The 20,767-nt window shown below is 56.6% G+C and carries 20 protein-coding genes and 1 pseudogene; 15 read left to right on the top strand and 6 right to left on the bottom strand.

All coding sequences use genetic code 11. From position 1 onward, the window contains the following. Positions 1-34: 34 nt before the first annotated feature. From RO22_RS03040 to RO22_RS02975, 14 genes are all read left to right on the top strand, one after another. The gene (locus RO22_RS03040; protein WP_027957426.1) at positions 35-1,225 is read left to right on the top strand and encodes an aminotransferase class V-fold PLP-dependent enzyme; all 1,191 of its coding nucleotides are present in this window, start codon (positions 35-37) and stop codon (positions 1,223-1,225) included. A gap of 26 nt (positions 1,226-1,251) precedes the next feature. Then, the gene (locus tag RO22_RS03035) at positions 1,252-1,578 is read left to right on the top strand and encodes a HesB/IscA family protein (RefSeq protein WP_027957427.1); all 327 of its coding nucleotides are present in this window, start codon (positions 1,252-1,254) and stop codon (positions 1,576-1,578) included. Between the two features lie 230 nt (positions 1,579-1,808). Further along, positions 1,809-2,234 carry a nucleoside-diphosphate kinase gene (gene ndk, locus RO22_RS03030; protein WP_022520077.1) on the top strand — a complete coding sequence of 142 codons (426 nt, stop codon included), beginning with the start codon at positions 1,809-1,811 and terminating at the stop codon, positions 2,232-2,234. Between the two features lie 89 nt (positions 2,235-2,323). After that, the gene (gene rlmN, locus RO22_RS03025; protein ID WP_009288408.1) at positions 2,324-3,508 is read left to right on the top strand and encodes a 23S rRNA (adenine(2503)-C(2))-methyltransferase RlmN; all 1,185 of its coding nucleotides are present in this window, start codon (positions 2,324-2,326) and stop codon (positions 3,506-3,508) included. A 142-nt stretch (positions 3,509-3,650) separates the two neighbouring features. Continuing rightward, positions 3,651-4,385 carry a type IV pilus biogenesis/stability protein PilW gene (gene pilW, locus RO22_RS03020; protein ID WP_022520078.1) on the top strand — a complete coding sequence of 245 codons (735 nt, stop codon included), beginning with the start codon at positions 3,651-3,653 and terminating at the stop codon, positions 4,383-4,385. A gap of 47 nt (positions 4,386-4,432) precedes the next feature. Next, positions 4,433-5,470, top strand: a complete 1,038-nt coding sequence (locus tag RO22_RS03015) for a RodZ domain-containing protein (RefSeq protein ID WP_041157565.1) — start codon at positions 4,433-4,435, stop codon at positions 5,468-5,470. An 8-nt stretch (positions 5,471-5,478) separates the two neighbouring features. Next, positions 5,479-6,594, top strand: coding sequence for a flavodoxin-dependent (E)-4-hydroxy-3-methylbut-2-enyl-diphosphate synthase (ispG, locus tag RO22_RS03010; protein ID WP_027957428.1), 1,116 nt, complete (start codon positions 5,479-5,481; stop codon positions 6,592-6,594). 58 nt (positions 6,595-6,652) lie between these two features. Further along, positions 6,653-7,954: a histidine--tRNA ligase gene (hisS, locus tag RO22_RS03005; RefSeq protein WP_022520080.1), complete on the top strand. Its 1,302-nt coding sequence runs from the start codon at positions 6,653-6,655 to the stop codon at positions 7,952-7,954. A gap of 67 nt (positions 7,955-8,021) precedes the next feature. Beyond that, positions 8,022-8,678: a YfgM family protein gene (locus RO22_RS03000; protein ID WP_027957429.1), complete on the top strand. Its 657-nt coding sequence runs from the start codon at positions 8,022-8,024 to the stop codon at positions 8,676-8,678. Then, positions 8,675-9,844 (top strand): outer membrane protein assembly factor BamB, encoded by a 1,170-nt coding sequence (bamB, locus tag RO22_RS02995; protein ID WP_009288403.1) that lies wholly within the window; start codon positions 8,675-8,677, stop codon positions 9,842-9,844. The genes RO22_RS03000 and bamB overlap by 4 nt, the downstream gene beginning before the upstream one ends. Then, entirely contained in the window at positions 9,841-11,244 is a 1,404-nt protein-coding gene (der, locus tag RO22_RS02990) for a ribosome biogenesis GTPase Der (protein WP_027957430.1), read from the top strand. Before bamB ends, der begins: the two co-directional genes overlap by 4 nt. A gap of 226 nt (positions 11,245-11,470) precedes the next feature. Then, positions 11,471-12,085, top strand: coding sequence for a hypothetical protein (locus RO22_RS02985; protein ID WP_009288402.1), 615 nt, complete (start codon positions 11,471-11,473; stop codon positions 12,083-12,085). A gap of 175 nt (positions 12,086-12,260) precedes the next feature. Next, on the top strand, positions 12,261-13,064 hold the full coding sequence (locus RO22_RS02980; protein WP_009288401.1) for a M48 family metallopeptidase: 804 nt from the start codon (positions 12,261-12,263) through the stop codon (positions 13,062-13,064). A gap of 17 nt (positions 13,065-13,081) precedes the next feature. Beyond that, on the top strand, positions 13,082-13,342 hold the full coding sequence (locus RO22_RS02975) for a hypothetical protein (protein ID WP_039860539.1): 261 nt from the start codon (positions 13,082-13,084) through the stop codon (positions 13,340-13,342). A gap of 136 nt (positions 13,343-13,478) precedes the next feature. On the opposite strand, the gene RO22_RS02970 is transcribed toward RO22_RS02975, so the two are convergent. The 6 genes and pseudogenes from RO22_RS02970 to RO22_RS02945 all read right to left on the bottom strand — a co-directional run bounded on the left by RO22_RS02970 (position 13,479) and on the right by RO22_RS02945 (position 20,012). Further along, positions 13,479-15,383 (bottom strand): alpha/beta hydrolase domain-containing protein, encoded by a 1,905-nt coding sequence (locus RO22_RS02970; protein WP_041157564.1) that lies wholly within the window; start codon positions 15,381-15,383, stop codon positions 13,479-13,481. Positions 15,384-15,570: 187 nt separating this feature from the next. Beyond that, positions 15,571-16,395, bottom strand: coding sequence for a shikimate dehydrogenase (aroE, locus tag RO22_RS02965; protein WP_041158081.1), 825 nt, complete (start codon positions 16,393-16,395; stop codon positions 15,571-15,573). A 39-nt stretch (positions 16,396-16,434) separates the two neighbouring features. Next, positions 16,435-17,343: pseudogene (gene hemF / locus RO22_RS02960) on the bottom strand (oxygen-dependent coproporphyrinogen oxidase); the annotation flags it as partial. A gap of 62 nt (positions 17,344-17,405) precedes the next feature. Further along, positions 17,406-17,963: an L-threonylcarbamoyladenylate synthase gene (locus tag RO22_RS02955; protein WP_041157563.1), complete on the bottom strand. Its 558-nt coding sequence runs from the start codon at positions 17,961-17,963 to the stop codon at positions 17,406-17,408. A 43-nt stretch (positions 17,964-18,006) separates the two neighbouring features. Next, a complete protein-coding gene (dprA, locus tag RO22_RS02950; RefSeq protein ID WP_041157562.1) occupies positions 18,007-19,131 on the bottom strand; it encodes a DNA-processing protein DprA in 1,125 nt (374 codons plus the stop codon). A gap of 35 nt (positions 19,132-19,166) precedes the next feature. Further along, positions 19,167-20,012 (bottom strand): hypothetical protein, encoded by an 846-nt coding sequence (locus RO22_RS02945; RefSeq protein ID WP_041157561.1) that lies wholly within the window; start codon positions 20,010-20,012, stop codon positions 19,167-19,169. Between the two features lie 222 nt (positions 20,013-20,234). On the opposite strand from RO22_RS02945, the gene def reads away from it, so the two are divergent. Further along, a complete protein-coding gene (def, locus tag RO22_RS02940; RefSeq protein WP_022520096.1) occupies positions 20,235-20,747 on the top strand; it encodes a peptide deformylase in 513 nt (170 codons plus the stop codon). Positions 20,748-20,767 lie beyond the last annotated feature (20 nt).

Here is a 20,767-nt window from a genome sequence, read left to right as displayed (position 1 = left end):
ATTACCTTGATCGATCAACCGCTGGAACGTAACGATGACCACACCCACGCTGCCCATTTACCTGGATTACGCCGCCACCGCGCCGGCGGATGCCCGCGTGGTTGAGGTTATGCAACGCTACCTGACGGTTGACCAGCTATTTGCCAACCCGGCTTCGCGCAGCCATATGCTGGGCTGGCAGGCAGAGCAGGTGATTGAGCAGGCGCGCCGCCAGGTGGCCGATGCCATTGGCGCCGACCCGAGAGAGATCGTCTGGACCAGCGGCGCCACAGAAGCTGACAACCTAGCGCTGATTGGTTTTATGCGCGCCAACCGCGAGCGTGGCCTACACTTGGTGACCTCGACGATTGAGCATAAAGCCATCGTTGACACCGCCCATGCGCTGGAGAAAGAGGGCTTTGAGGTTACCTGGCTAACGCCGGGCCAGGATGGCCGTATTGACCCCGAACAGCTGCGCGCAGCGATGCGCGATGACACCGCGCTGGTTTCATTGATGGCGGTTAACAACGAACTGGGCAGTATCAACGATATCTCGGCTCTAGCGGCCGTTGCCCATGAGTTTGGCGCGGCGTTTCATACGGATGCTGCCCAGGCGGTGGGGCGTATTCCCTTAGACGTAGTGGCTCAGCAGATCGACCTGATGTCGTTATCCGGCCATAAAACTTACGGCCCTAAAGGCGTCGGGGCGCTTTATGTGAAGCGCCACCCGGACATCCGCGTTGAGGCGCTGATACATGGCGGTGGCCATGAGCGCGGTATGCGTTCAGGCACCCTACCGACACACCAAATTGCTGGCATGGGTGAAGCCTTTGCACTGATGCAGCAGCAGTACGACGAAGACAACGCCCATATTATGGGCTTGCAGCAGCGCTTTCTGCGTGGCCTGGAGGGGCTTGATGGTGTGTTCTCGAACACGCCGCTGAATGACACTGAAAAGCGAGCAGTACCCAACATTCTCAATCTGGCATTCGAAGGTGTCGACGGCGAGTCACTGCTGATGGCGTTGCGCGATGTAGCGGTCTCCACCGGATCGGCGTGCAACTCGGCCAGCGTCGACCCGTCCTATGTGCTGCTCGGCATCGGCACACCACGCTCGCTGGCGCTCTCATCGCTGCGTTTTAGCTTCGGGCGCTTTACCACCGAAGCCGACATTGATCATGCGCTAACGCTCATACACCTAGCGGTGCGCGGTTTACGTACACCGCCCCGTCAAGCGGCTGACTAGCTGACTATTTTTAAGGAGGACGCCTCATGGCAACACTCAATATTACCCCGGCTGCCGCACAACAGATTCGCCACGTGCTCGACGAGCGCGGCCAAGGCCTCGGCCTGCGCGTTTCGGTCAAGCCAAGCGGCTGCTCTGGCTATAGCTACGTGCTGGATTTTGCCGACACCGTCAGTGACGAAGAAGTCCATTTTGAAGCCCACGGTGCCAGCGTCTATGTCACCCCCGATGCGGTAGAGATGCTTAACGGCAGCGAAGTGGATTACGTCAGCGAAGGGCTGAACCGCTTTTTCCGCTTCAACAACCCTAACGTCAAAGATGAGTGTGGCTGCGGTGAGAGCTTTACCGTCTAAGCATTGCTTGGTCAGCTTCATCGCCGGTATTCATCCCCCGGCTTAAGCGCTATAATCACGCCCCTGGATACACAAGCGCAGGCAGCCGGGTTACGCCCGCATGCTTTTTTGACACATTAGCGTTTAAAAACGCTAGCTGCCGAAGCGCTATTAACTGAATCATTTTCTGGGCCGCCCTGGCCTTCTAGGGCGGCACTTTTTGCTTAAGCCTTTTTAAGGAGACCATTTACATGGCTACTGAACGCACTCTTTCTATTATCAAGCCTGATGCCGTTGCCAAGAATGCTATCGGTGACATCATTGCTCGCTTCGAAAAAGCGGGTCTAAAAGTCGTCGCAGCCAAAATGGTTCATCTCTCTGAAGAGAAGGCTGGCGGCTTCTACGCAGAACACAAAGAGCGTCCGTTCTTTAAAGACCTGGTTGGCTTCATGACCTCTGGGCCGGTGGTTGTACAAGTGCTTGAAGGTGAAGGCGCCATCGCTAAAAACCGTGACCTGATGGGTGCGACCAACCCGAAAGAAGCGGCACCCGGCACTATTCGCGCCGATTTTGCGGAAACAATTGACGCCAATGCTGTCCATGGTTCTGATTCTCCGGAAAGCGCTGAGCGCGAAATTAGCTACTTCTTTGGCAACGACGAAATCTGCCCGCGCTAAGCCTTTAAGGTAGCGCCGCCGAATCAACTTTCGTTGCCGGCCATTTTGCGGGGGCTAGTCCCCCGCCCCTTTCTATAACGCTGACCGCCATGACCACCACTGTAGCCCAACACACGCCCGCCCCACATACTGACGCCGCCAGCAAGCCTGCTGCAAAAGCGACGCCTGAGCGTCAAAACCTGCTTGGCATGTCCCGCGAGCAGATGGAAGCCTTCTTTTTGTCGATCGGCGAAAAGAAGTTCCGTGCCGCGCAGCTAATGAAGTGGATTCACCAGGAAGGCAGCGATGACTTTGCTGCCATGACGAACCTCTCCAAAGCACTGCGTGAAAAACTGGCCCGGCTGGCAGAAATTCGTGGCCCAGGGGTGATTTATGAGGGTACTTCCAGCGACGGCACCCGTAAGTGGGTGCTGGAAGTGGAAGACGGCAGCTATGTAGAAACGGTACTGATCCCGGCGGAGAACGGTAAACGCCGCACGCTATGCGTTTCCTCCCAGGTCGGCTGCTCGCTGGACTGCAGCTTCTGCTCCACCGGCAAGCAGGGGTTTCAGCGCAACTTAACCGCTGCTGAAATTATCGGCCAGGTATGGGTCGCTCAGCGCAGCGTTGGCCCGCGGCGTGATACGGCGAACCGTCCGGTGACCAACGTAGTGATGATGGGCATGGGCGAACCGTTGCTCAACTTCGATAACGTTGTACCTGCCATGAAGCTGATGCTCGACGACAACGGCTATGGCCTGTCCAAGCGCCGCGTGACGCTGTCGACCTCTGGCGTGGTGCCGATGATCGACAAGCTCGGCGATGAAATGGACGTTAGCTTGGCGATTTCGCTGCATGCGTCTACGGACGAGTTGCGCAATGAGCTGGTGCCCATCAACCGTAAGTACAATATTCGCGCGTTGCTGGATGCTTGCCACCGCTACCTTTCCAAATGCCCGGACAATCGTCAGGTCACCATTGAGTACACGCTGATCAAGGACGTCAACGATCAGCAGGAGCACGCCGAGCAGCTTGCTGCATTGCTTAAAGAGCTGCCGTGTAAGATCAACCTGATCCCGTTTAACCCGTTCCCAAACTCTGGGTACGAAAAACCGTCGCGTAATCAGGTTATGCGCTTCCAGCAGTGGTTGTATGATTTAGGCTACAACGCCACGGTTAGAACAACCCGAGGTGAAGATATTGATGCTGCCTGTGGCCAGCTCGTTGGTCGCGTGAAAGACCGCACCAAACGCAGCGCGCGCTATATCCAGTCAGTACAGCTCGACGCGGACTAGGGGGTGGAGTGTCGAAAACCGGGCTTATCTTGACTTCCGCTTGGCACGGCGCTTTGATGGTCACGGTTTTTATTTAGATTAGCACTGCTGTTTGTATGTATTGCCTTACTCGCAGTTGGACGTTCACCACAAGAGGATTTACATGATCGCTCACCGCAGGCGCCAACACCCATCGCGGGTGCCCATGCTCACCGTGCTTATCGGTAGCTTGTGGCTAGCCGGCTGTGCCTCGTCCAACAACCTTTCACCACAAGCTACCCCCGCGGCGGCAGAAGCCTACACCCAGCTTGGCGTCGCCTATTTAGAGCGCGATAATCTTCCCCGCGCTCTCAACGCACTGGATCGGGCACTTGAAATTGCCCCACACCATGCAGAAGCGCTGCAAGCACTGGCACTGGTTTATCAACGCCAGGGCGAAAGTGCACTTGCCAACGACTATTTTCAACAGGCGGTGAATGCCGAGCCTGACTTCACCCGCGCCCGCAACAACTATGCGGCGTTCTTGTTCAGTCAGGGCCAGTTAAACGCCGCCTGTGAGCAGTTAGAAACCGCATCACAGGATGCCCAGTACGCCAACCGTGCCCAGCTATTTACTAATTTAGGGCAGTGTTATCTGGCGCTGGAAGAATTTGATAAGGCGCGCGCTCGATTGGAGCGCGCGCAAAGTATTGATCCGCGTAATTCACGCGGCTATTTAATGTTAGCTGAACTCGAATATTCGCAGGGCAATTACTCTCAGGCCTGGGCACCGCTGCAAACCTATTTACAGCTCGCCGAGCCCAACCAAGCAGCGCTAAGAATGGCGGTTGATATCGCTCATTCACGCGGCGAGCATAGCGTCGCCGCCGAATACCAGCGCCTGCTTGGCAACGACTGACTGATTGACGCCCTGATCACCGCTTATTTAATGAAGGATGCTCAGCCATGAGCGATACACAGTCACAAGAAAACGTCATTGATAGCCCTAACACTAGCGCCTCTCCTGGCGAACTTCTTGCTCGCCAGCGCGAGCAGCTTGGTATTCCGCTCGCCGATGCGGCCCGGGCGCTCAACCTGCGCCCCGCCGTGGTGGGAGGGCTTGAGCAGGATGACTACCAAGAGATCCCTGTCGCCGCTTATCGACGCGGCTACCTGCGCTCTTACGCTAAATACCTGGGCATGGATGACCGGCTGGTGCTTGAAGCTTATCAAGCTCGCAGCGGCGGTAGCGACACCGAACGCCAAGTTACCCCGGTCTCCACGGCGAGGCCACCCTCCCGTATTGGCGCCTGGCTGTTCAAGTTGGTGACTTTGCTGGTAATTGTGGGTCTTATCGCGGTGACCGTGATGTGGTGGCAAAGCCGGGGTGGCAATGAGCCGCCGGGCTTTGGCTCAACCTCCCCGGAAGAGACCGCTACCGCCCCGGCAGAGCCGACCAGTGAACCCGCTGAAACAGCAGAGAGTACGGATTCAAGTTTCACCAGTGGCGATGAAAGTGCGACGCTGCCCAGTAATGCCACCAACGTCACGCCTTCACCGACGGCTGCGCAAGAACAAGCGCCCAGCGATCAAGCTGATGTTGACTCAGTGACTGGCCTCGACGAATCCGCACTAGATAGCACCACCGATACGGCCAGCACCGCCGACGATAGCAATGAGCCTAGCAGGCCTGAGCAAAGCAGTGTTGAAGAGAGCGATACTGATAGCGAACAAAACGCTGCCGCCGAGCAAACCGCCAATGCCAACGTCCTCGAACTGACGTTTAACGAGCAGTCGTGGACGGAAATTTTTGATGCCACCAACCAGCGCGTCTTCGTGGGCCTACAAACGCCCGGCACCTCGACAACCGTCGAGGGTGAGCCTCCGTTTCGCTTAACCGTAGGTAATGCCACCGGCGTTGAGCTGCGCTACCAAGGCGAGGAAGTTGATCTTCCCGCCCGCGCAGGCGCCAACAATGTTGCCCGATTCACCTTGGGAGAGTGACCCGTCTTATGCACGCCCCTTCTCCGATAAAACGCCGCCATTCCCGCCAGATTCAGGTTGGAAACGTCGCGGTGGGCGGTGATGCCCCCATTGCCGTTCAAAGCATGACCAATACCAACACGTTGGATGTCGCCGCGACCGTGGCCCAGATCCAACAGTTGGAAAAAGCCGGTGCGGATATCGTACGCGTTTCAGTACCTGATATGGACGCCGCCGAAACCTTTGGTCAGATCAAAAAACTCGTCAATGTACCGCTCGTTGCCGATATCCATTTTGATTACAAAATTGCCCTACGCGTCGCCGAACTCGGCGTCGACTGCCTGCGCATCAACCCAGGCAACATCGGCCGTGAAGACCGCGTACGCGCGGTGGTTAGCGCGGCCCGCGATCATGGCATTCCGATCCGGATTGGCGTCAACGCAGGGTCGTTGGAAAAAGATCTGCAGAAGAAATATGGCGAACCCACGCCAGCAGCGCTGGTGGAGTCTGCCATGCGCCATATTGACTACCTGGATCGCCTGGACTTCCCCGACTTCAAAGTCAGCGTCAAAGCCTCGGATGTATTTATGGCCGTGGCCGCCTATCGCGACCTTGCCGCACGCATCGAGCAGCCGCTGCACTTAGGGATTACCGAAGCGGGAGGTCTGCGCTCGGGCACGGTCAAGTCATCGATTGGTCTGGGCATGCTGCTGATGGACGGAATCGGCGACACGATCCGCGTCTCGCTGGCAGCAGACCCGGTGGAAGAGATCAAGGTCGGCTTTGATATGCTCCGCAGCCTCAAGCTGCGCTCGAAAGGCATCAACTTTATTGCCTGCCCCAGCTGCTCGCGCCAAAACTTTGACGTTATTAGCACCATGAACCAGCTCGAAGAGCGGCTGGAAGACGTAATGACACCGCTCAACGTCTCGGTGATCGGCTGCGTGGTCAATGGCCCCGGCGAAGCCAAAGAGACCGATATCGGCCTGACCGGCGGCAGCCCCGCCAACCTGGTGTATATCGACGGCAAGCCCGCCAGCAAGCTGCGCAACGACCACTTAGTAGATGATCTCGAGCAGCTGATTCGCGAAAAAGTGCGTGAAAAACAGCAGCAGCAAGACGATATGATTGCCCGCAGCGTTTAGCTGGGGCTGGCTGCCAGCCTGGGTGAGCCACGCCTGATGGCAGAATAAGGAGTTTTCTTTGAGCAAGTCCGCCGTTAAAAAAATTCAAGCCATTCGTGGTATGAACGACCTACTGCCCAGCGATAGCCCACGCTGGCAATTTTTTGAAGCCAAAGTACGCCAGCTAATGCTGCGTTACGGCTTTAATGAAATCCGCACGCCTATCGTTGAGCAAACCGCACTGTTTGCACGCTCTATCGGTGAAGTTACCGATATCGTCGAAAAAGAGATGTACACCTTCGACGATCGCAACAGCGAGAGTTTGACCCTGCGTCCCGAAGGCACTGCCAGCTGCGTGCGCGCGGCCATGGAGCACGGCCTGCTGTATAACCAAACTCAGCGGTTGTGGTACCAGGGGCCGATGTTTCGCTATGAGCGCCCGCAAAAAGGCCGTTACCGCCAATTCCACCAGATCGGCGTCGAGACCTTCGGTTTTGATGGCCCGGATATCGACGCCGAGGTGATCTTGCTTTCAGCGCGCCTGTGGCAGGAACTCGGCTTGATGGAGCACGTTACCCTGGAGCTAAACTCGCTAGGTTCATCAGAGGCGCGGGCAGCCTACCGAGATACGCTGGTGGCCTACTTTGAGCAGCACCTAGACGCTCTCGATGAAGACTCCAAACGCCGCTTGACCAGCAACCCGCTGCGTATTCTCGACTCCAAAAATCCGGCCATGGCGGAGATGCTCGACGGCGCGCCGCAGTTGATGGATCACCTGGATGCCGAATCCCAGGAACACTTTGAGCAGCTCACGAAGATGCTTGAAGCAGCAGGCATTGACTATGTGATCAACCCACGCTTAGTGCGCGGGCTCGACTACTACTGCCGCACCGTGTTCGAGTGGACCACGACTGCGCTGGGCAGCCAGGGCACCGTGTGTGCAGGCGGACGCTACGACGGCCTGGTCGAACAGCTGGGCGGCAAGCCTACCCCAGCGGTAGGCTTTGCCATGGGCATTGAGCGGCTGATTCTGCTACTCGACACCCTGGAACTGATTCCTGAGAACGCCCTTGGCGGCTGCGATGTCTATTTGCTGCCCATGGATGATACCGCCACCACGGCAGCGATCACCCTGGCCGAGCAACTGCGTGGCGAGCTGCCTGAACTGCGTCTACAGCTTCATTGCGGCGGCGGCAGCTTTAAAAGCCGAATCAAAAAAGCCGACAAGAGCGCTGCTACGATAGCCATACTGATCGGTGAAGATGAAATCGCGACGCAGTCGGCAACGGTCAAGTTTCTGCGCGATGACCGCGAACAGCAAAGCGTTCCTCAAGCCGCATTAGGCCGCACGCTGGGCGAGCTTTTAACGGCTAACGCATAAGCCCTGCAGGCTGCCTGCTTGCATGCGACGGTCTAAACATACGACTTTAGAAGAAAGGAGCCCGCCCGTGGTGGAGCTGAGAAGCGAAGAAGAACAGCTAGACGCCGTCAAGCGCTGGTGGAAAGAGAACGGCATGTCGTTGATTGCAGGCGCTGTCCTGGCGGCGGCCGGGGTGTTCGGCTGGAATGCCTGGCAGAACTATCAGCAAGGCCAGGCTGAAGCGGCCTCCATGCGCTATCAGCAGTTAGTCAATATGACCGCTGGCAACGAGCTTGACGAGGAGCAACTAGCAAGCGCGCGGGAAATGGTTAGCGAACTGACCGACGAGCATGGCGATACGCTCTACGCCGAACTCGCCCTGCTGCTCGACGCCCGCTTGGCTGTTCAGCAAGGCGACTTGGAAGCAGCACGCACCGCACTGGAAAGCGCAGCCGATTCCTCGCGCCGCTATGTGCAAAGCTTGGCGTGGCTACGTTTAGCCCGTATCGAGCTTGCCGACGGTAACCCTAAACAGGCGCATGCGCTGTTAGACGAGCCGATTAGTGATGCGCTAGCGGCCCAAAAAGCTAACGTGCGCGGCGATGCGTTCGCCGCCCAAGGCGACACCGAGGCGGCCCGCGATGCCTGGGAAACCGCTCTAGAAGTGTCTCAAACCAAAGACCAGCCGCTTTACGGCGTGCAGTTCAAGCTTGACGATCTCGGCGCTGAGGAGGCGACACAATGACTTTTGGTATCCCAACGAAACAGCTAGTACGCGCTAGCTTAGGCGCGCTGTCGCTGGCACTGCTGGTCGGTTGCGCGAGTAAAGGCGAGCCTGCCTATACTCCCAAAGAGCTGCGTAGTTTCGACGAGACCTCCTCGCTGGAAACTCAGTGGCGGCGCAATGTGGGCGATGGCCTGGGCCATGCCCGTTACCCCATCGCGCCTTCCCGTGAAGGCGACACCGTGTTTGCGGCCGATGTCGAGGGCGTGGTGATGGCGATGGATGCCAACAGCGGCGACGTCGAGTGGGAAATCGACCTTGATACCCCTATTTCCAGCGCACTAACGGCAATTGCCGGTCAGGTTTATCTGGCCACCGGTAACGGCGAAGTGATCGCGTTGGATCAACGTGACGGCAGCGAAGAATGGCGCTCACGGGTATCCAGCGAAGTGCTTGCCGCGCCCCAGGCCAACCAGCAACTGCTGGTCGTGCAAAGTGTCGATGGCCGTGTGACTGCCTTGGATCGCGCCACTGGTGAAGAGCGCTGGGTATACACCAGTTCGCAGCCGTCACTCACCCTGCGCGGTACCGGTACACCGATGGTCATTGATCCAGTCAGCTTTGTTGGCCTGGCCAATGGCCGCCTGGCCACGCTGGATAACCGCAGCGGCCAGCCGCTATGGGAAATGCAGATTGCCACCCCCCAAGGGCGTAGTGAAGTGGAACGCCTGGTCGATCTTTCCGGCCAGCCGATCATCAGCCCCGATGGCCGCCTGTTCGTGACCAGCTATAACGGCCGCGTGGTGGCGCTGGAAGCAACTCAAGGCGACGTACTTTGGGAAGCGGATCTCTCCAGTCGCCATACCCCGATTCTGGTCGGCGACTTCCTGTTTGTGGTCACCGATGACAGCCAAGTCGTCGCCCTCGACGCTAACAACGGCCGCGAAATTTGGCGCAACGACGATTTAGAAGATCGTTGGTTGACCGCCCCCGCCTTCGCCGATGGCCGTTTAGTGTTCGGCGATTTCGAAGGTTATGTTCACCTGATCGACGCTCGCGAAGGCGATATCGTGGGTCGCACTCGCGTGCACAGCTCGGGCATCAGCGTACGCCCGGTCACTGAAGGCAGCACCATTCATGTCCAGGCCAACAATGGTCGCCTGGAAACCCTGGAAGTAACTCCATGACACCCGTCATTGCTTTAGTCGGTCGCCCCAATGTGGGCAAATCGACGCTGTTTAACCGCCTAACGCGCTCGCGTGATGCACTGGTGGCCGACTTTCCTGGCCTCACCCGCGACCGTAAGTACGGCAATGGCATGCTGGGCGATAAGGTCTATACCGTGATTGATACCGGCGGTATCAGCGGTGACGAAGAAGGCATCGATGCCGCTATGGCAGAGCAGTCACTCGCCGCCATTGATGAAGCCGATATCGTGCTGTTTATGGTCGACGCTCGCGCCGGCCTTATCGCCGCTGACCAGGCGATTGCCAACCACCTGCGGGTTAACCAGAAAAAAACCTGGCTGGTGGTGAATAAAACCGATGGGTTAGAAGAGCATTCGGCAATGGGCGACTTTTGGTCGCTCGGCCTAGGCGACCCCTGGCCAATTGCTGCCGCCCACGGGCGCAACGTTTCCACCCTGATCGATGTGGTACTCGAACCGTTTCCGGAGCGCGATGCCAGCATTCCCGCGGACACCGGTAGCAAAGGTATTCGCATCGGCGTGATTGGCCGCCCGAACGTGGGCAAATCAACCCTGGTCAATCGCCTTCTCGGTGAAGATCGGGTCGTCGTGTTTGATGAGGCAGGCACTACCCGCGATGCCATCGAGATCCCCTTCGAGCGCCGTGGCAAGCCCTATGTACTGATTGATACCGCGGGTATCCGGCGGCGCAAGAACGTGCGTGAAATCGCCGAGAAATTCTCCATCATCAAGACCCTGGATGCGATCAAAGAGTCCCATGTAGTGATCATGGTTCTGGATGGCTCCAGCGGCCTGGTGGAGCAGGATTTGCACCTGCTCGACTATGTGTTGACCACCGGGCGCGCCCTGGTGCTGGCAGTCAACAAGTGGGACGGCCTGGAGACCGAAGCCAAGGATAAAATGCGCACTGAAGTGAAGCGCCGCCTGGGCTTTGCGGATTATGCCGAGCTGCACTTCATCTCTGCTCTACATGGCACGGCAGTGGGGGATCTCTACCCCTCGATTGATCGCGCCTTTGACGCCGCTAACGCCCACTGGTCGACCAACCGCCTCACTACCCTGCTACAGGACGCGGTAAGCCAAAACCCACCGCCGATGGTGCACGGTCGACGCATTAAACTGCGGATGGCTCACCAGGGTGGCAGCAACCCGCCGATTATCGTCGTCCACGGCAACCAAACCGAGGCGTTGCCAGAAGCCTATCGTCGCTATTTGACCAACACCTTCCGCAAGGTGCTCAAGGTACGCGGCACGCCAATTCGCTTTGAGTTCCGCTCGGGCAGTAACCCGTTCGATGACATGGCGGGCGCCAGCGACAAAGAGAAAGCTAAAAAGCGCGAGCTTAATCGCACCAAAGAGGCGCGTAAAAGCCGTCGTTAAACGCCTTATTAGCTGCCTTTTGAATTCGCCCGCTTGTATCATCAAGCGGGCGTTTTGGTTCTAGCCTTAAATAGGCGCTTGAACACGTAAATTCTGTTGACAGAAAATGACTTCAGCCCTCAAATAGCCGCGCTTATTAGCCCGAAGCTAACAAGCTTGCATCAGCACTTTACACTTAGCGTCGTTACCCCACTGCTTACGTCCTACTTAAGGGGACTCTTATCTTATGCTTTATATTGCTCGCTACTGGCGCTGGCTGACCTTGTTTGGCGTTGCCAGCCTACTCACGGGTTGTCTCGCCCTGCCCCAAACCGGTTTGTTTGCGTTTCGTTTGGCGGTGACCTCTCTGGGGGTTGAGGATGTTCGCATTGGCCCTTACAGCATTAATGCGGGGCTAGACACCAGCGATTTAACCAGCCTGATTGCGTCTAGCCTTGGTGCCGGTAGCCTGCCCGTTCAGGCCACCATTGCCATGGGGCTGGGCTTACCTGCGGGCATGCCACCGGTGGAGATGTCAGGCTTTCGCTGGGCGCTGGATATGCCGGGCGTTGATCCTGTGGAAGGTAACTATGAACAGGACGTCACGCTGACCTCTGGCGATGATGCTAATTTACGCCTACCGGTTGCCTTTGATGTACTCGCCACCGACACCCAACGCCTGGCCCCCATGCTGGAGCTTGCCAGCCAGTTGGCGTCTCAAGGCGAGCTACCGCCTGGCAGTCAACTGGCCATCACGCCTGGGGATCTGCGCGGGTTGGGTATGAAACTACCGTCAGGATTATTAACGCCGACAATTCGCTTAAACGTAGGTGCCGATGGGCAGCTAGTACCCCAGCGCTAAGGGTTTATGTCTAGGAGCTTGCAGCCAATCGTCTGCGGCCTAGCCTTGGTTCAGAGGGGACTCAATTCAGCATCCATACTCAACCACTAGGTGGGTTATGATGGGGGATTGATTTACTGCTATCAGCGGTTATCTTGTGTGCAAGAAACTCTTTCGTCTATAAGGAAACCGACTCATGCGCTGGCTTCGCCCTCTCGCTGTTACCGCACTATGTGCGTCTATCGCCGCTTGTACCACCTCGCCCACCGGACGCTCGCAACTGCTGTTGCTCTCTGATAGCGAATTGAATGAGATGGGGCGCCAAGCGTTCACTCAATATCAGCAGGAGCTGCCCACGGCGGGCCAGGCCAGCCACCGCTATGTGCAGTGTATTGCCGATGCCATCGTGGCGGAACTCCCCGCCGAACAGCGGCAGCTAGACTGGCAAATTCGCGTATTTGAGTCCGAACAGCCCAACGCGTTCGCGCTTCCCGGCGGCTATATGGGCGTGAATACCGGCATGCTGGATATTGCCACGACCCAGGATCAGCTTGCTTCCGTTATCGGTCACGAAATTGGTCACGTACTGGCCAACCATGCCAATGAGCGCGCCTCCACCGAGAGCGCCACCTCATTAGGCCTGTCGGTGATTTCCAGCACCTCTGGCATGCAGTCTGCCGGTGGCCAGCAACTCATGGGCGTGCTCGGCATGGGCGCACAGTACGGCATCGTACTTCCCTTCTCCCGGGCCCATGAGAGTGAGGCCGATGTGATTGGTTTGGATCTCATGGCTCAAGCCGGTTTCAATCCCCGTGAGAGCGTGACCCTTTGGGAAAATATGCAGGCGGCCACAGGTGGCGGTGCGCCCCCCGAGTGGATGTCGACTCACCCTGGCCAAGGCCAGCGCATTCAAGGGCTGCAGGGTAATATGGATCAAGCACTTGCCTTGTACGAGCAGGCTCGCAGCAATGGTCGTACACCCAACTGCCCGCGTCCTTAACGGATCTTGAGGTTTAAATGATTAAGCTGGGATTACTGCTACTGGTACTGCCGCTGTTTGTGCTGATGGGCGTGTATTTCTGGGAGCTAAACGACGTACGCGCGTGCCAGCTTGATGGCGGCCATTGGGACTATATCGAGAGTGCCTGTAGAGACACCCCGCAACCGTTTGTCTCCTGGCTGGAGCGTTCGCCGCTGTTAGTCAATGGCGGCATGCTGCTCTCGGTGGTGGGGCTGGTGATGTGCACGGTGGGCTTGTACGTCAAACGCACTAAGTGAAAAGTTATTAGCGGCATCAATAACAAGTGAGGGCGGATATATTATCCGCCCTCACTTTTTTAGCTATGTTGTTGATCAATGAAGATTGATGCTAGCGAGAAACAAGACCTCATTTAAAACTCTTTAAAAATGCGTGTTATAGTTCTGGGGCATCCTCCATCACCCATTGACGATCTTTCTCAAGCATAAAGCCAGTATCTACTAGCTCATCTATAGCTTCACCTAAGGACTCTTGGTATGACTCAGGGCTTGAATATCGGCTTGATACTGACTTTCTACCATCATTACTACTCGCAAAAGGGATAAAGCTGCCGGATAAGTTACACAACTGGCCTTCTGCGTACCCTTGGTCACGCAAATTCCAGCCTAAGTAAGTACCAAGTGGCGCAGCCACATAGGGTTGGCGAATTCCTCCCAGGGCAATTCCATCTTCATCCACTTCTGGCACTCTCACTGAATATTGTTCACCCGCTTCAGGTGGAACCACATTATGGTTTCTGACATACAACTCATTGATTGGCGGCTTAGGTACTTCTCCCTGTAAGGGCGGCAAATTCAAATCCTCATTAGCAACAAGCCCGTCACCCTTCAAACCTGGATAACGGCTTGCAGGCGGGGCTATATCATTTACGACCCAAGACTCCATCGCACTCACAAGCGCACGCATGCTAGGCGCCACACTAATTGGATTACTGGGATATTTACAGACGTCACTGTCTGAAGAAGATCCTCCCCAAGCATTAAAATGCGGCGCCCCAGCGAAAAAGTATAATCGCACATCATCAGGCATAGTGAGAGGGTCTCCAGAGGGGGATGTAGAAACCAATGACGCACGAGCCTGCCAAAATTCTGCCGACGTGTCGGTGTGCATAAGTTTCGGACACGTATTGTTTTCACGACAGGCGGCCAAAATACTGTCGCTCTGCCCCGTCAACGGATCTAGCATCTCGACATAACTGAAGGGGAATTGATCTCCTACCGCATCATGATCTTCATGCTGTCGAGAGAAGCGACCAGGCTGAGCAAAAGGGTAGTTGGTGAACGTCTTTCTCGAACCGGCAATATGAACCATGGCGCCATCGAATACTCTATTCCCCTGACTATCAGCATTGTATCCTTGATATATCAAGTCGCGCAGGAAGCGCCCTGACTGAGAAATACCCATTGCCACTGTATGCTCTATACTGCTCAGAGGCGTTTCGACATCATGTCCCTGCGCACCTTTAAGAAAGGAGACTAAGTCGCTCGTCGCGAGCATTCCTAGGCCGGCGGGTACCGCATGCTTGGCGGGATAAATAAACTCGTATATAGCGCCGCCATCCATACTAGTGGGCCGCTGAATCTCTATACGATCTTCATCCAAATAACGAAACGACAAACCCTCCACCATTCGACGGGGCGCATCAGGCGTAGGCCTAACGGTTAGAGTGGCACGTTCTGGGTTTAGGTCTGCAGCAGGGTATGTAAGGGACGCAACACTTACCGACTCATGGTTATCGAAAACGAACTCCTCACGAGATTCACCCGTTACCCCCTCAATAACCGGCAAATCAATCTCGATCAAACTATCGCTCAAACCGGTCTGCCAACCACTCCATACCATGGTGTGACCTTGGCGCATTAAAAAACCATCACCGGGCTCATCAACTGCAAAGTCTCCCGAGATACTCGTTAGATTAAGTAACGGAAAACTCAAGTTACGGCCACGATTAGGGACTTCGTAGAAAAGCACTCCTGAGGCTTTCTCAGTAGGTCGTAGAATAACCACTTCCGTACTAAAGACAACCTCACCCTGATCATTAACAGGTGCTTTTCCTATATCTGCAATGTTATTGGCTCTAGAACTTTCGGGGTCAATAGCAAAGCTGGCCACTGCTTCAATTCTCTCGTAAGCACCAGACTCTCCAAAGCGTTCACCACCATACTCATCTACAGTGTTGATGATCTCAAAACCAGTCACTCTGGCTTCGCTACCAGGAGATAAAAATATGGCTCCAGCTATTGCCAGTGGTACTAACGTTATTTTTGGTAAAGTTTTCATAGTAGCTCCTTTTTGTTATTACTTATTTTTCAAGTGAGATACGAACTATTAATACACCTTTGAGGTTTTAAACGATTACAAATACGCACACCATAATGGGCAGTACAGCTACAGAGGCTTATTATTCAAGTGCCTAGTGCTTATTAAGAAGAATTCCTTGTTCCTTTTCACTTGTCAACTTAAAGCACTAAGTTAAGAAATTTAATTGTTGGCGCAGCATTTCGCGCACAGGCGCGGTTTCAGGGCGCACATTACGCCACAGAAAAAACGACTCGGCGGCCTGCTCGACCAGCATGCCTAAGCCGTCAAGCAACTTCGCGCCGCGCGGGCCTGCCCACTGTAAAAATACCGTCGGCTCGGCCCCATACATCATGTCGTAGGCCCAGGCATTGGTATTGAACAACGTATCAGGCAACGGCGGTAAATCGCCTGATAGGCTGGCACTGGTGCCGTTAATCACTACATCAAAAGTGCCGTTAACGGTATCAAAACCGCCGCCATGGATAGGCCCTAGATCAGCAAAATCGCTGGCCAGCTGCTCGGCCTTGGCGGCGGTGCGGTTGACCACGACGATTTCACTGGGCTCCTCGGCAAGCAGGGGCTCCAGAATGCCGCGCACGGCGCCGCCTGCGCCTACCACCAAAATGCGCTTGTCTGCTAACGCCACGCGGTGATAGGCCAAATCGCGCACTAGGCCAATGCCATCGGTAGTATCGCCGTAGGTACGGCCATTGCCACCCAGGATCAGCGTATTCACCGCCCCTGCACGACGGGCGCGATGGCTCAAGGTGTCGCACAGCGCAAAGGCATCTCCCTTGAACGGCACGGTAACGTTGGCGCCACGCCCGCCCGCGTCGATAAACGCCCGCCACGCACCGGCAAAGCCATCCACCGGTGCTTCTTCAGCGGTGTACTCAAGGGTTTGTTGCGTTTGATGGGCAAACTCAGCGTGGATCTGCGGGGATTTGGAGTGTTTGACCGGGTTGCCAAACACGCAGTAGCGATCGGTCATGAGAGCTCTCCGCTTTTTCCTTGATGCATCCTCAGCGAATTCGCCGAGCCAGTCCCGGGGGTGTAAGAAATCCTGCAAGCGCGCTTCGGGACTGCCGGACTCTGGCTCAAAGGCGTACTCCCAGCGCGCCATTGGCGGCATTGACATCAAAATTGACTCCGTGCGCCCGCCGCTCTGCAAGCCAAATAGCGTGCCACGATCCCACACCAGGTTGAACTCCACGTAGCGGCCACGGCGGTAAAGCTGGAAGTCGCGCTCCCGCTCGCCCCAGGCGTCATTTTTACGGCGCTCAACGATGGGCAAATAAGCCGCTAAGAAACTGTCGCCCACCGCGCGCTGAACGGCAAAACAATCGGCAAACTCACCTTCGTTCAGGTCATCGAAAAACAGCCCACCGACGCCGCGGGTTTCATCGCGGTGCTTAAGGTAAAAGTACTCGTCGCACCAGGCCTTATAGCGCGCATAAACATCATCGCCAAAGGGGTCGCAGGCGGCTTTTGCCACCCGGTGCCAGTGCACCACGTCTTCCATCACGGGATAAAACGGCGTTAAGTCAAAACCGCCGCCAAACCACCACACCGGCGGCTCGCCGGCTTTCTCGGCAATAAAGAAGCGCACGTTGCCATGGCTGGTAGGCACATGGGGGTTTTCCGGGTGCAGCACCCAGGAAACGCCCACCGCGTGGAAGCTGCGACCAGCAAGTTCAGGGCGCGCGGCGGTGGCCGAAGGCGGCAGCTGGGTGCCATAGACATGGGAGAAGTTGACGCCGCCTTTTTCAAATACGCCGCCATGGGTCATCACCCGTGATCGACCACCACCGCCCTCTGCACGCTCCCAGCTATCTTCTTGGAACTGGGCAGCGCCATCGGCTTTTGCCAATCCAGCGCAGAGCCGATCCTGCAGATCAAGAAGGTAGCGTTTAACGTCATCAAGGTGCTCGTGGGCCACGGTAACTCCTGGGGGCATTGGTGAGTCGTAATGGGTGAGTGGTGAATAGTTGGAGAGCCGGTTTAAGAACGCATGATTTTACCGGTGGCTAGGTCTCTAATGGTGCTGGGTTTGGCATTGCCACCCAGCTCGCCTTGCACTATATAGGCCACTTCATCAGCAAAGATGTCAGTAATCTCGGCGGCGCTCATCGCGGGCGGTTCCCCCGAACGGTTGGCCGAGGTTGATACCAACGGACCACCGAAAGCTTCGCACAGAGCTTTCATCACCGGGTGGTCGGTCACACGCAGCGCTACGCGCTCGTGGGCGCCACGCACCAGCCCATGGCTGCGGCCATAATCAGGCACTAGCCAAGTATTGGGCCCCGGCCAGCTTGCCGCAAGAGGAGCATGCATCGCGAGGGGAAGCTGGCTCAGCCAGGGTTGGAACTGGCCAATATTGGCAGCAACAAGGATGACGCCCTTGGCAGGGTCGCGCTCTTTCATGCGCATTAGATGGGCTAAGGCTGCGTCGTTTTCGGGGTCACAGCTGAGCCCCCAAACCGCTTCAGTGGGACAGGCAATCACTCCCCCACTACGCAGCGCGCTAATCGCAGGGGCTAGATCGGTCGCCAAACTCATGCTCTCTCCTCACGGCTAACAGGCCTTTAATGACTTTATCCTATCATGGCCGCGGCAACCGCACCCAGCCTCCCGCCTGCTGTGCAACCCAGCCTTCTAACTCCAGCATCAGTAGGCGCTGCTGGCAGTCGCTGACCGTCACGCCAGTGGCGTGCACCAAGAGATCAATAGGCGTCGGCGTGGCCGATAATGACGCTAATAAGGAATCGGGCAAGCTATCGTCGGACAAACTATCGGGTAGCGGTTCTTGCTCAGATGGCTGTTCTTCCGTCTCAGGCGGGATAAACGCCTCCGCCCAGTGGCCAAGATCAGCGATGATATCGTCGACACTACAGGCCAGGTGTGCACTGCCCTGACGCAGTAGTGTCAAGCAGCCGCGGGCCTGTACGTTGTGTAGCGAACCGGGCAGCACAAACAGTTCGCGATTTTGCTCTAGAGTAAGCCGTGCACTGACCAGCGAACCGCTTTTTTCGGTGGCTTCGACCACTAGGGTACCGAGCGAGAGGCCGGTAACGATTCGGTTGCGCCGCGGGAAAAACGCCGGGCGGGCCAGGGTACCTGGCGGATGTTCTGACACCACCAGGCCACCGGGTAGAGAGCTAAGCTGCTCGTGAAGATCACGGTGAGAGGCGGGATAGATCACATCTACGCCGCAGCCGAGTACAGCGATCGTGCGCCCACCGGCATTTAGCGCTGCGCGCTGGGCAACACCGTCAACTCCCAAGGCCATACCGCTGACCACGCACCAGCCGCGGCGGGCTAGATCGCGAGCGAAGGTTTGGGCGTTATGGGTACCTTCGCCGGTGGGGCGACGAGTGCCTACCATGGCAAGTTTGGGGCCCTCCAGGGCGCTAAGATCCCCCTGGGCCCAGAGCACCACAGGCGGGTCGGGCAATTCATTTAACAGCGCAGGCCAAGCGGGGTGATCTCGATGCAGCACATGGCGACTTGGGCCGCTTCGCTGCCACGCCAGGGTTTCATCAACCACATTTTGCAACGGGCTGCGCGTGGGATGTTCAAGCCACAGGCGCAACTCGCTGGCAGAACGGCTCGGCAGTGCTGCCAGCCAGCCTTCCGGCCACTGCGGCTGACGGGCTAATAATTGCGCGATACGCAGCGCCCCCATACCCGGCAACGCATTGACCACCAGCCACGCCTGGGCGTCCATACTTCCTCCTTTTAAACGTCTTTGTGTGCCGCCCGTTAGTTCGTCGCTGACCCAACCCCATCGCCCACTTCCAGTATCCGGGACGCCTGCGTCACCAAGGCATAGCTGACGCGATCATAGGGCTTGAATACCATCACACTGCCCGCTTCTGTGCTGGGCAGTTGCACTAGCTCCTGGGTACGTGGGTCGTTGATCAGCTCACCCTGCTGATTGACTCGCAACATATGACCCGCCTGCAAACCATCCAGGGTGCCGAGATCCAGCGCAACGATCTGAAAACGGCCAATAAAGCGCACGCCCCCTGGCACGGCAATAATATGACCTTCAACCGCATTGAGCGGCGCGCGAGGCATAAACTCACGGCTCAGCTCGCGCTCCTCCAAGGGCAACACAATATCGTTAACCCGCACTTCCTGATGGGAACTAACGACTTCAAGCTGCGCAATATCGCCTTCACTGCTGACGTGGCGAGCGATGCCAACGTTGATCAGCTCTAAGCCCAGCGGCGTGCCATCCATTGCTAGGTAGGGCTCCGACTGCCGATAGATACCCACCTGACCATGGTGTGGCACAACGCCACGCACGTATAACCTATCTCCCGCACCACTGATCAAGCGGCGATCATCTCCCGCCACTACGTAAGCCAGTTCCTGCAACACCTCGGTATCATCGACGACGCGGTGTTCGCGCAGAAAGGCTCGTGCTTCCTCCAAGGCGATGGGCTCGATCGCTTCACGATGGGGCAAGGCACGCACATGAGGCGAGAGTTTAATCACTTTCTGATCACGCTCCCAAGCGGTGGCATCAATACTCACCAGCACCACTGCGCTCAGCAGCAAACCACTCAAAGCCCTCCGGTAGGCGTGTTGTTTTGCCGCCATCCAGCTCTCCCAAGAAAATGCATCACTCTTAGTTCCATGTCGAAGCGCTGCATAAGCGCAGTCATTCTGTTGCTGCTGAAACCCAGTGCGTATCGGGCACCCATGCCCAGAAACGTTGACAGCATGATATAGTGACCCATCATAAAGTACCTAGGTTAGAAGACGCTCGTCACTACCTAGCTTGACTTAATTTAGACTCAGCATAACGGTGATTGTAACGCCATGGCCAAACTTCCTATTCTTGAATTCCCCGATGAGCGCCTGCGCACCAAGGCCGCTCCGGTGGAAACCGTCGACGATGAGGTACGCCAGCTCGTCGACGATATGCTGGAGACCATGTATGACGCCCGTGGTATCGGTCTAGCCGCGACCCAGATCGATGTCCATCGCCGTATTGTCGTCATGGATGTCAGCGACGATAACTCCCAGCCGCTGGTGCTCATCAACCCGCGCTATACACCCATTGGCGACGAGAAAGAGCCACTTTCGGAAGGCTGCCTGTCGATTCCCGAGCACTACGCCGAAGTGCCGCGCTATCTTAAGGTGCAGCTCAACGCGCTGGATCGTAATGGCGAGGCCTATGAGTTAGAGGCAGAGGGTCTGCTGGCACACTGTATTCAGCACGAGTACGACCACCTTGAGGGTGTGCTGTTTGTTGACTACTTGTCGCCGCTAAAGCGCGACCGTATCCGCAAAAAAATGCAGAAACGCCACAAGCAGATGCAGGACGCCTAACACTTCTCTCATTCACGCCA

This window comes from Halomonas sp. KHS3 (assembly GCF_000830495.1).
GTDB lineage: Bacteria > Pseudomonadota > Gammaproteobacteria > Pseudomonadales > Halomonadaceae > Vreelandella > Vreelandella titanicae.
Note: the sequence above shows the minus strand (reverse complement) of the source record. Positions and strands in the feature narration are given on the sequence as shown.

What these genes read in the sequence shown, in the direction of transcription:
- dprA (WP_041157562.1), bottom strand. Translation starts at nt 19,131, where the DNA reads ATGGACGCCCAGGCGTGGCTGGTGGTCAATGCGTTGCCGGGTATGGGG.
- def (WP_022520096.1), top strand. Translation starts at nt 20,235, where the DNA reads ATGGCCAAACTTCCTATTCTTGAATTCCCCGATGAGCGCCTGCGCACC.
- RO22_RS03015 (WP_041157565.1), top strand. Translation starts at nt 4,433, where the DNA reads ATGAGCGATACACAGTCACAAGAAAACGTCATTGATAGCCCTAACACT.
- pilW (WP_022520078.1), top strand. Translation starts at nt 3,651, where the DNA reads ATGATCGCTCACCGCAGGCGCCAACACCCATCGCGGGTGCCCATGCTC.
- RO22_RS03040 (WP_027957426.1), top strand. Translation starts at nt 35, where the DNA reads ATGACCACACCCACGCTGCCCATTTACCTGGATTACGCCGCCACCGCG.
- RO22_RS02980 (WP_009288401.1), top strand. Translation starts at nt 12,261, where the DNA reads ATGCGCTGGCTTCGCCCTCTCGCTGTTACCGCACTATGTGCGTCTATC.
- der (WP_027957430.1), top strand. Translation starts at nt 9,841, where the DNA reads ATGACACCCGTCATTGCTTTAGTCGGTCGCCCCAATGTGGGCAAATCG.
- RO22_RS03035 (WP_027957427.1), top strand. Translation starts at nt 1,252, where the DNA reads ATGGCAACACTCAATATTACCCCGGCTGCCGCACAACAGATTCGCCAC.
- RO22_RS02985 (WP_009288402.1), top strand. Translation starts at nt 11,471, where the DNA reads ATGCTTTATATTGCTCGCTACTGGCGCTGGCTGACCTTGTTTGGCGTT.
- ndk (WP_022520077.1), top strand. Translation starts at nt 1,809, where the DNA reads ATGGCTACTGAACGCACTCTTTCTATTATCAAGCCTGATGCCGTTGCC.
- rlmN (WP_009288408.1), top strand. Translation starts at nt 2,324, where the DNA reads ATGACCACCACTGTAGCCCAACACACGCCCGCCCCACATACTGACGCC.
- RO22_RS02945 (WP_041157561.1), bottom strand. Translation starts at nt 20,012, where the DNA reads ATGGCGGCAAAACAACACGCCTACCGGAGGGCTTTGAGTGGTTTGCTG.
- ispG (WP_027957428.1), top strand. Translation starts at nt 5,479, where the DNA reads ATGCACGCCCCTTCTCCGATAAAACGCCGCCATTCCCGCCAGATTCAG.
- bamB (WP_009288403.1), top strand. Translation starts at nt 8,675, where the DNA reads ATGACTTTTGGTATCCCAACGAAACAGCTAGTACGCGCTAGCTTAGGC.
- RO22_RS02975 (WP_039860539.1), top strand. Translation starts at nt 13,082, where the DNA reads ATGATTAAGCTGGGATTACTGCTACTGGTACTGCCGCTGTTTGTGCTG.
- RO22_RS02955 (WP_041157563.1), bottom strand. Translation starts at nt 17,963, where the DNA reads ATGAGTTTGGCGACCGATCTAGCCCCTGCGATTAGCGCGCTGCGTAGT.
- aroE (WP_041158081.1), bottom strand. Translation starts at nt 16,395, where the DNA reads ATGACCGATCGCTACTGCGTGTTTGGCAACCCGGTCAAACACTCCAAA.
- RO22_RS02970 (WP_041157564.1), bottom strand. Translation starts at nt 15,383, where the DNA reads ATGAAAACTTTACCAAAAATAACGTTAGTACCACTGGCAATAGCTGGA.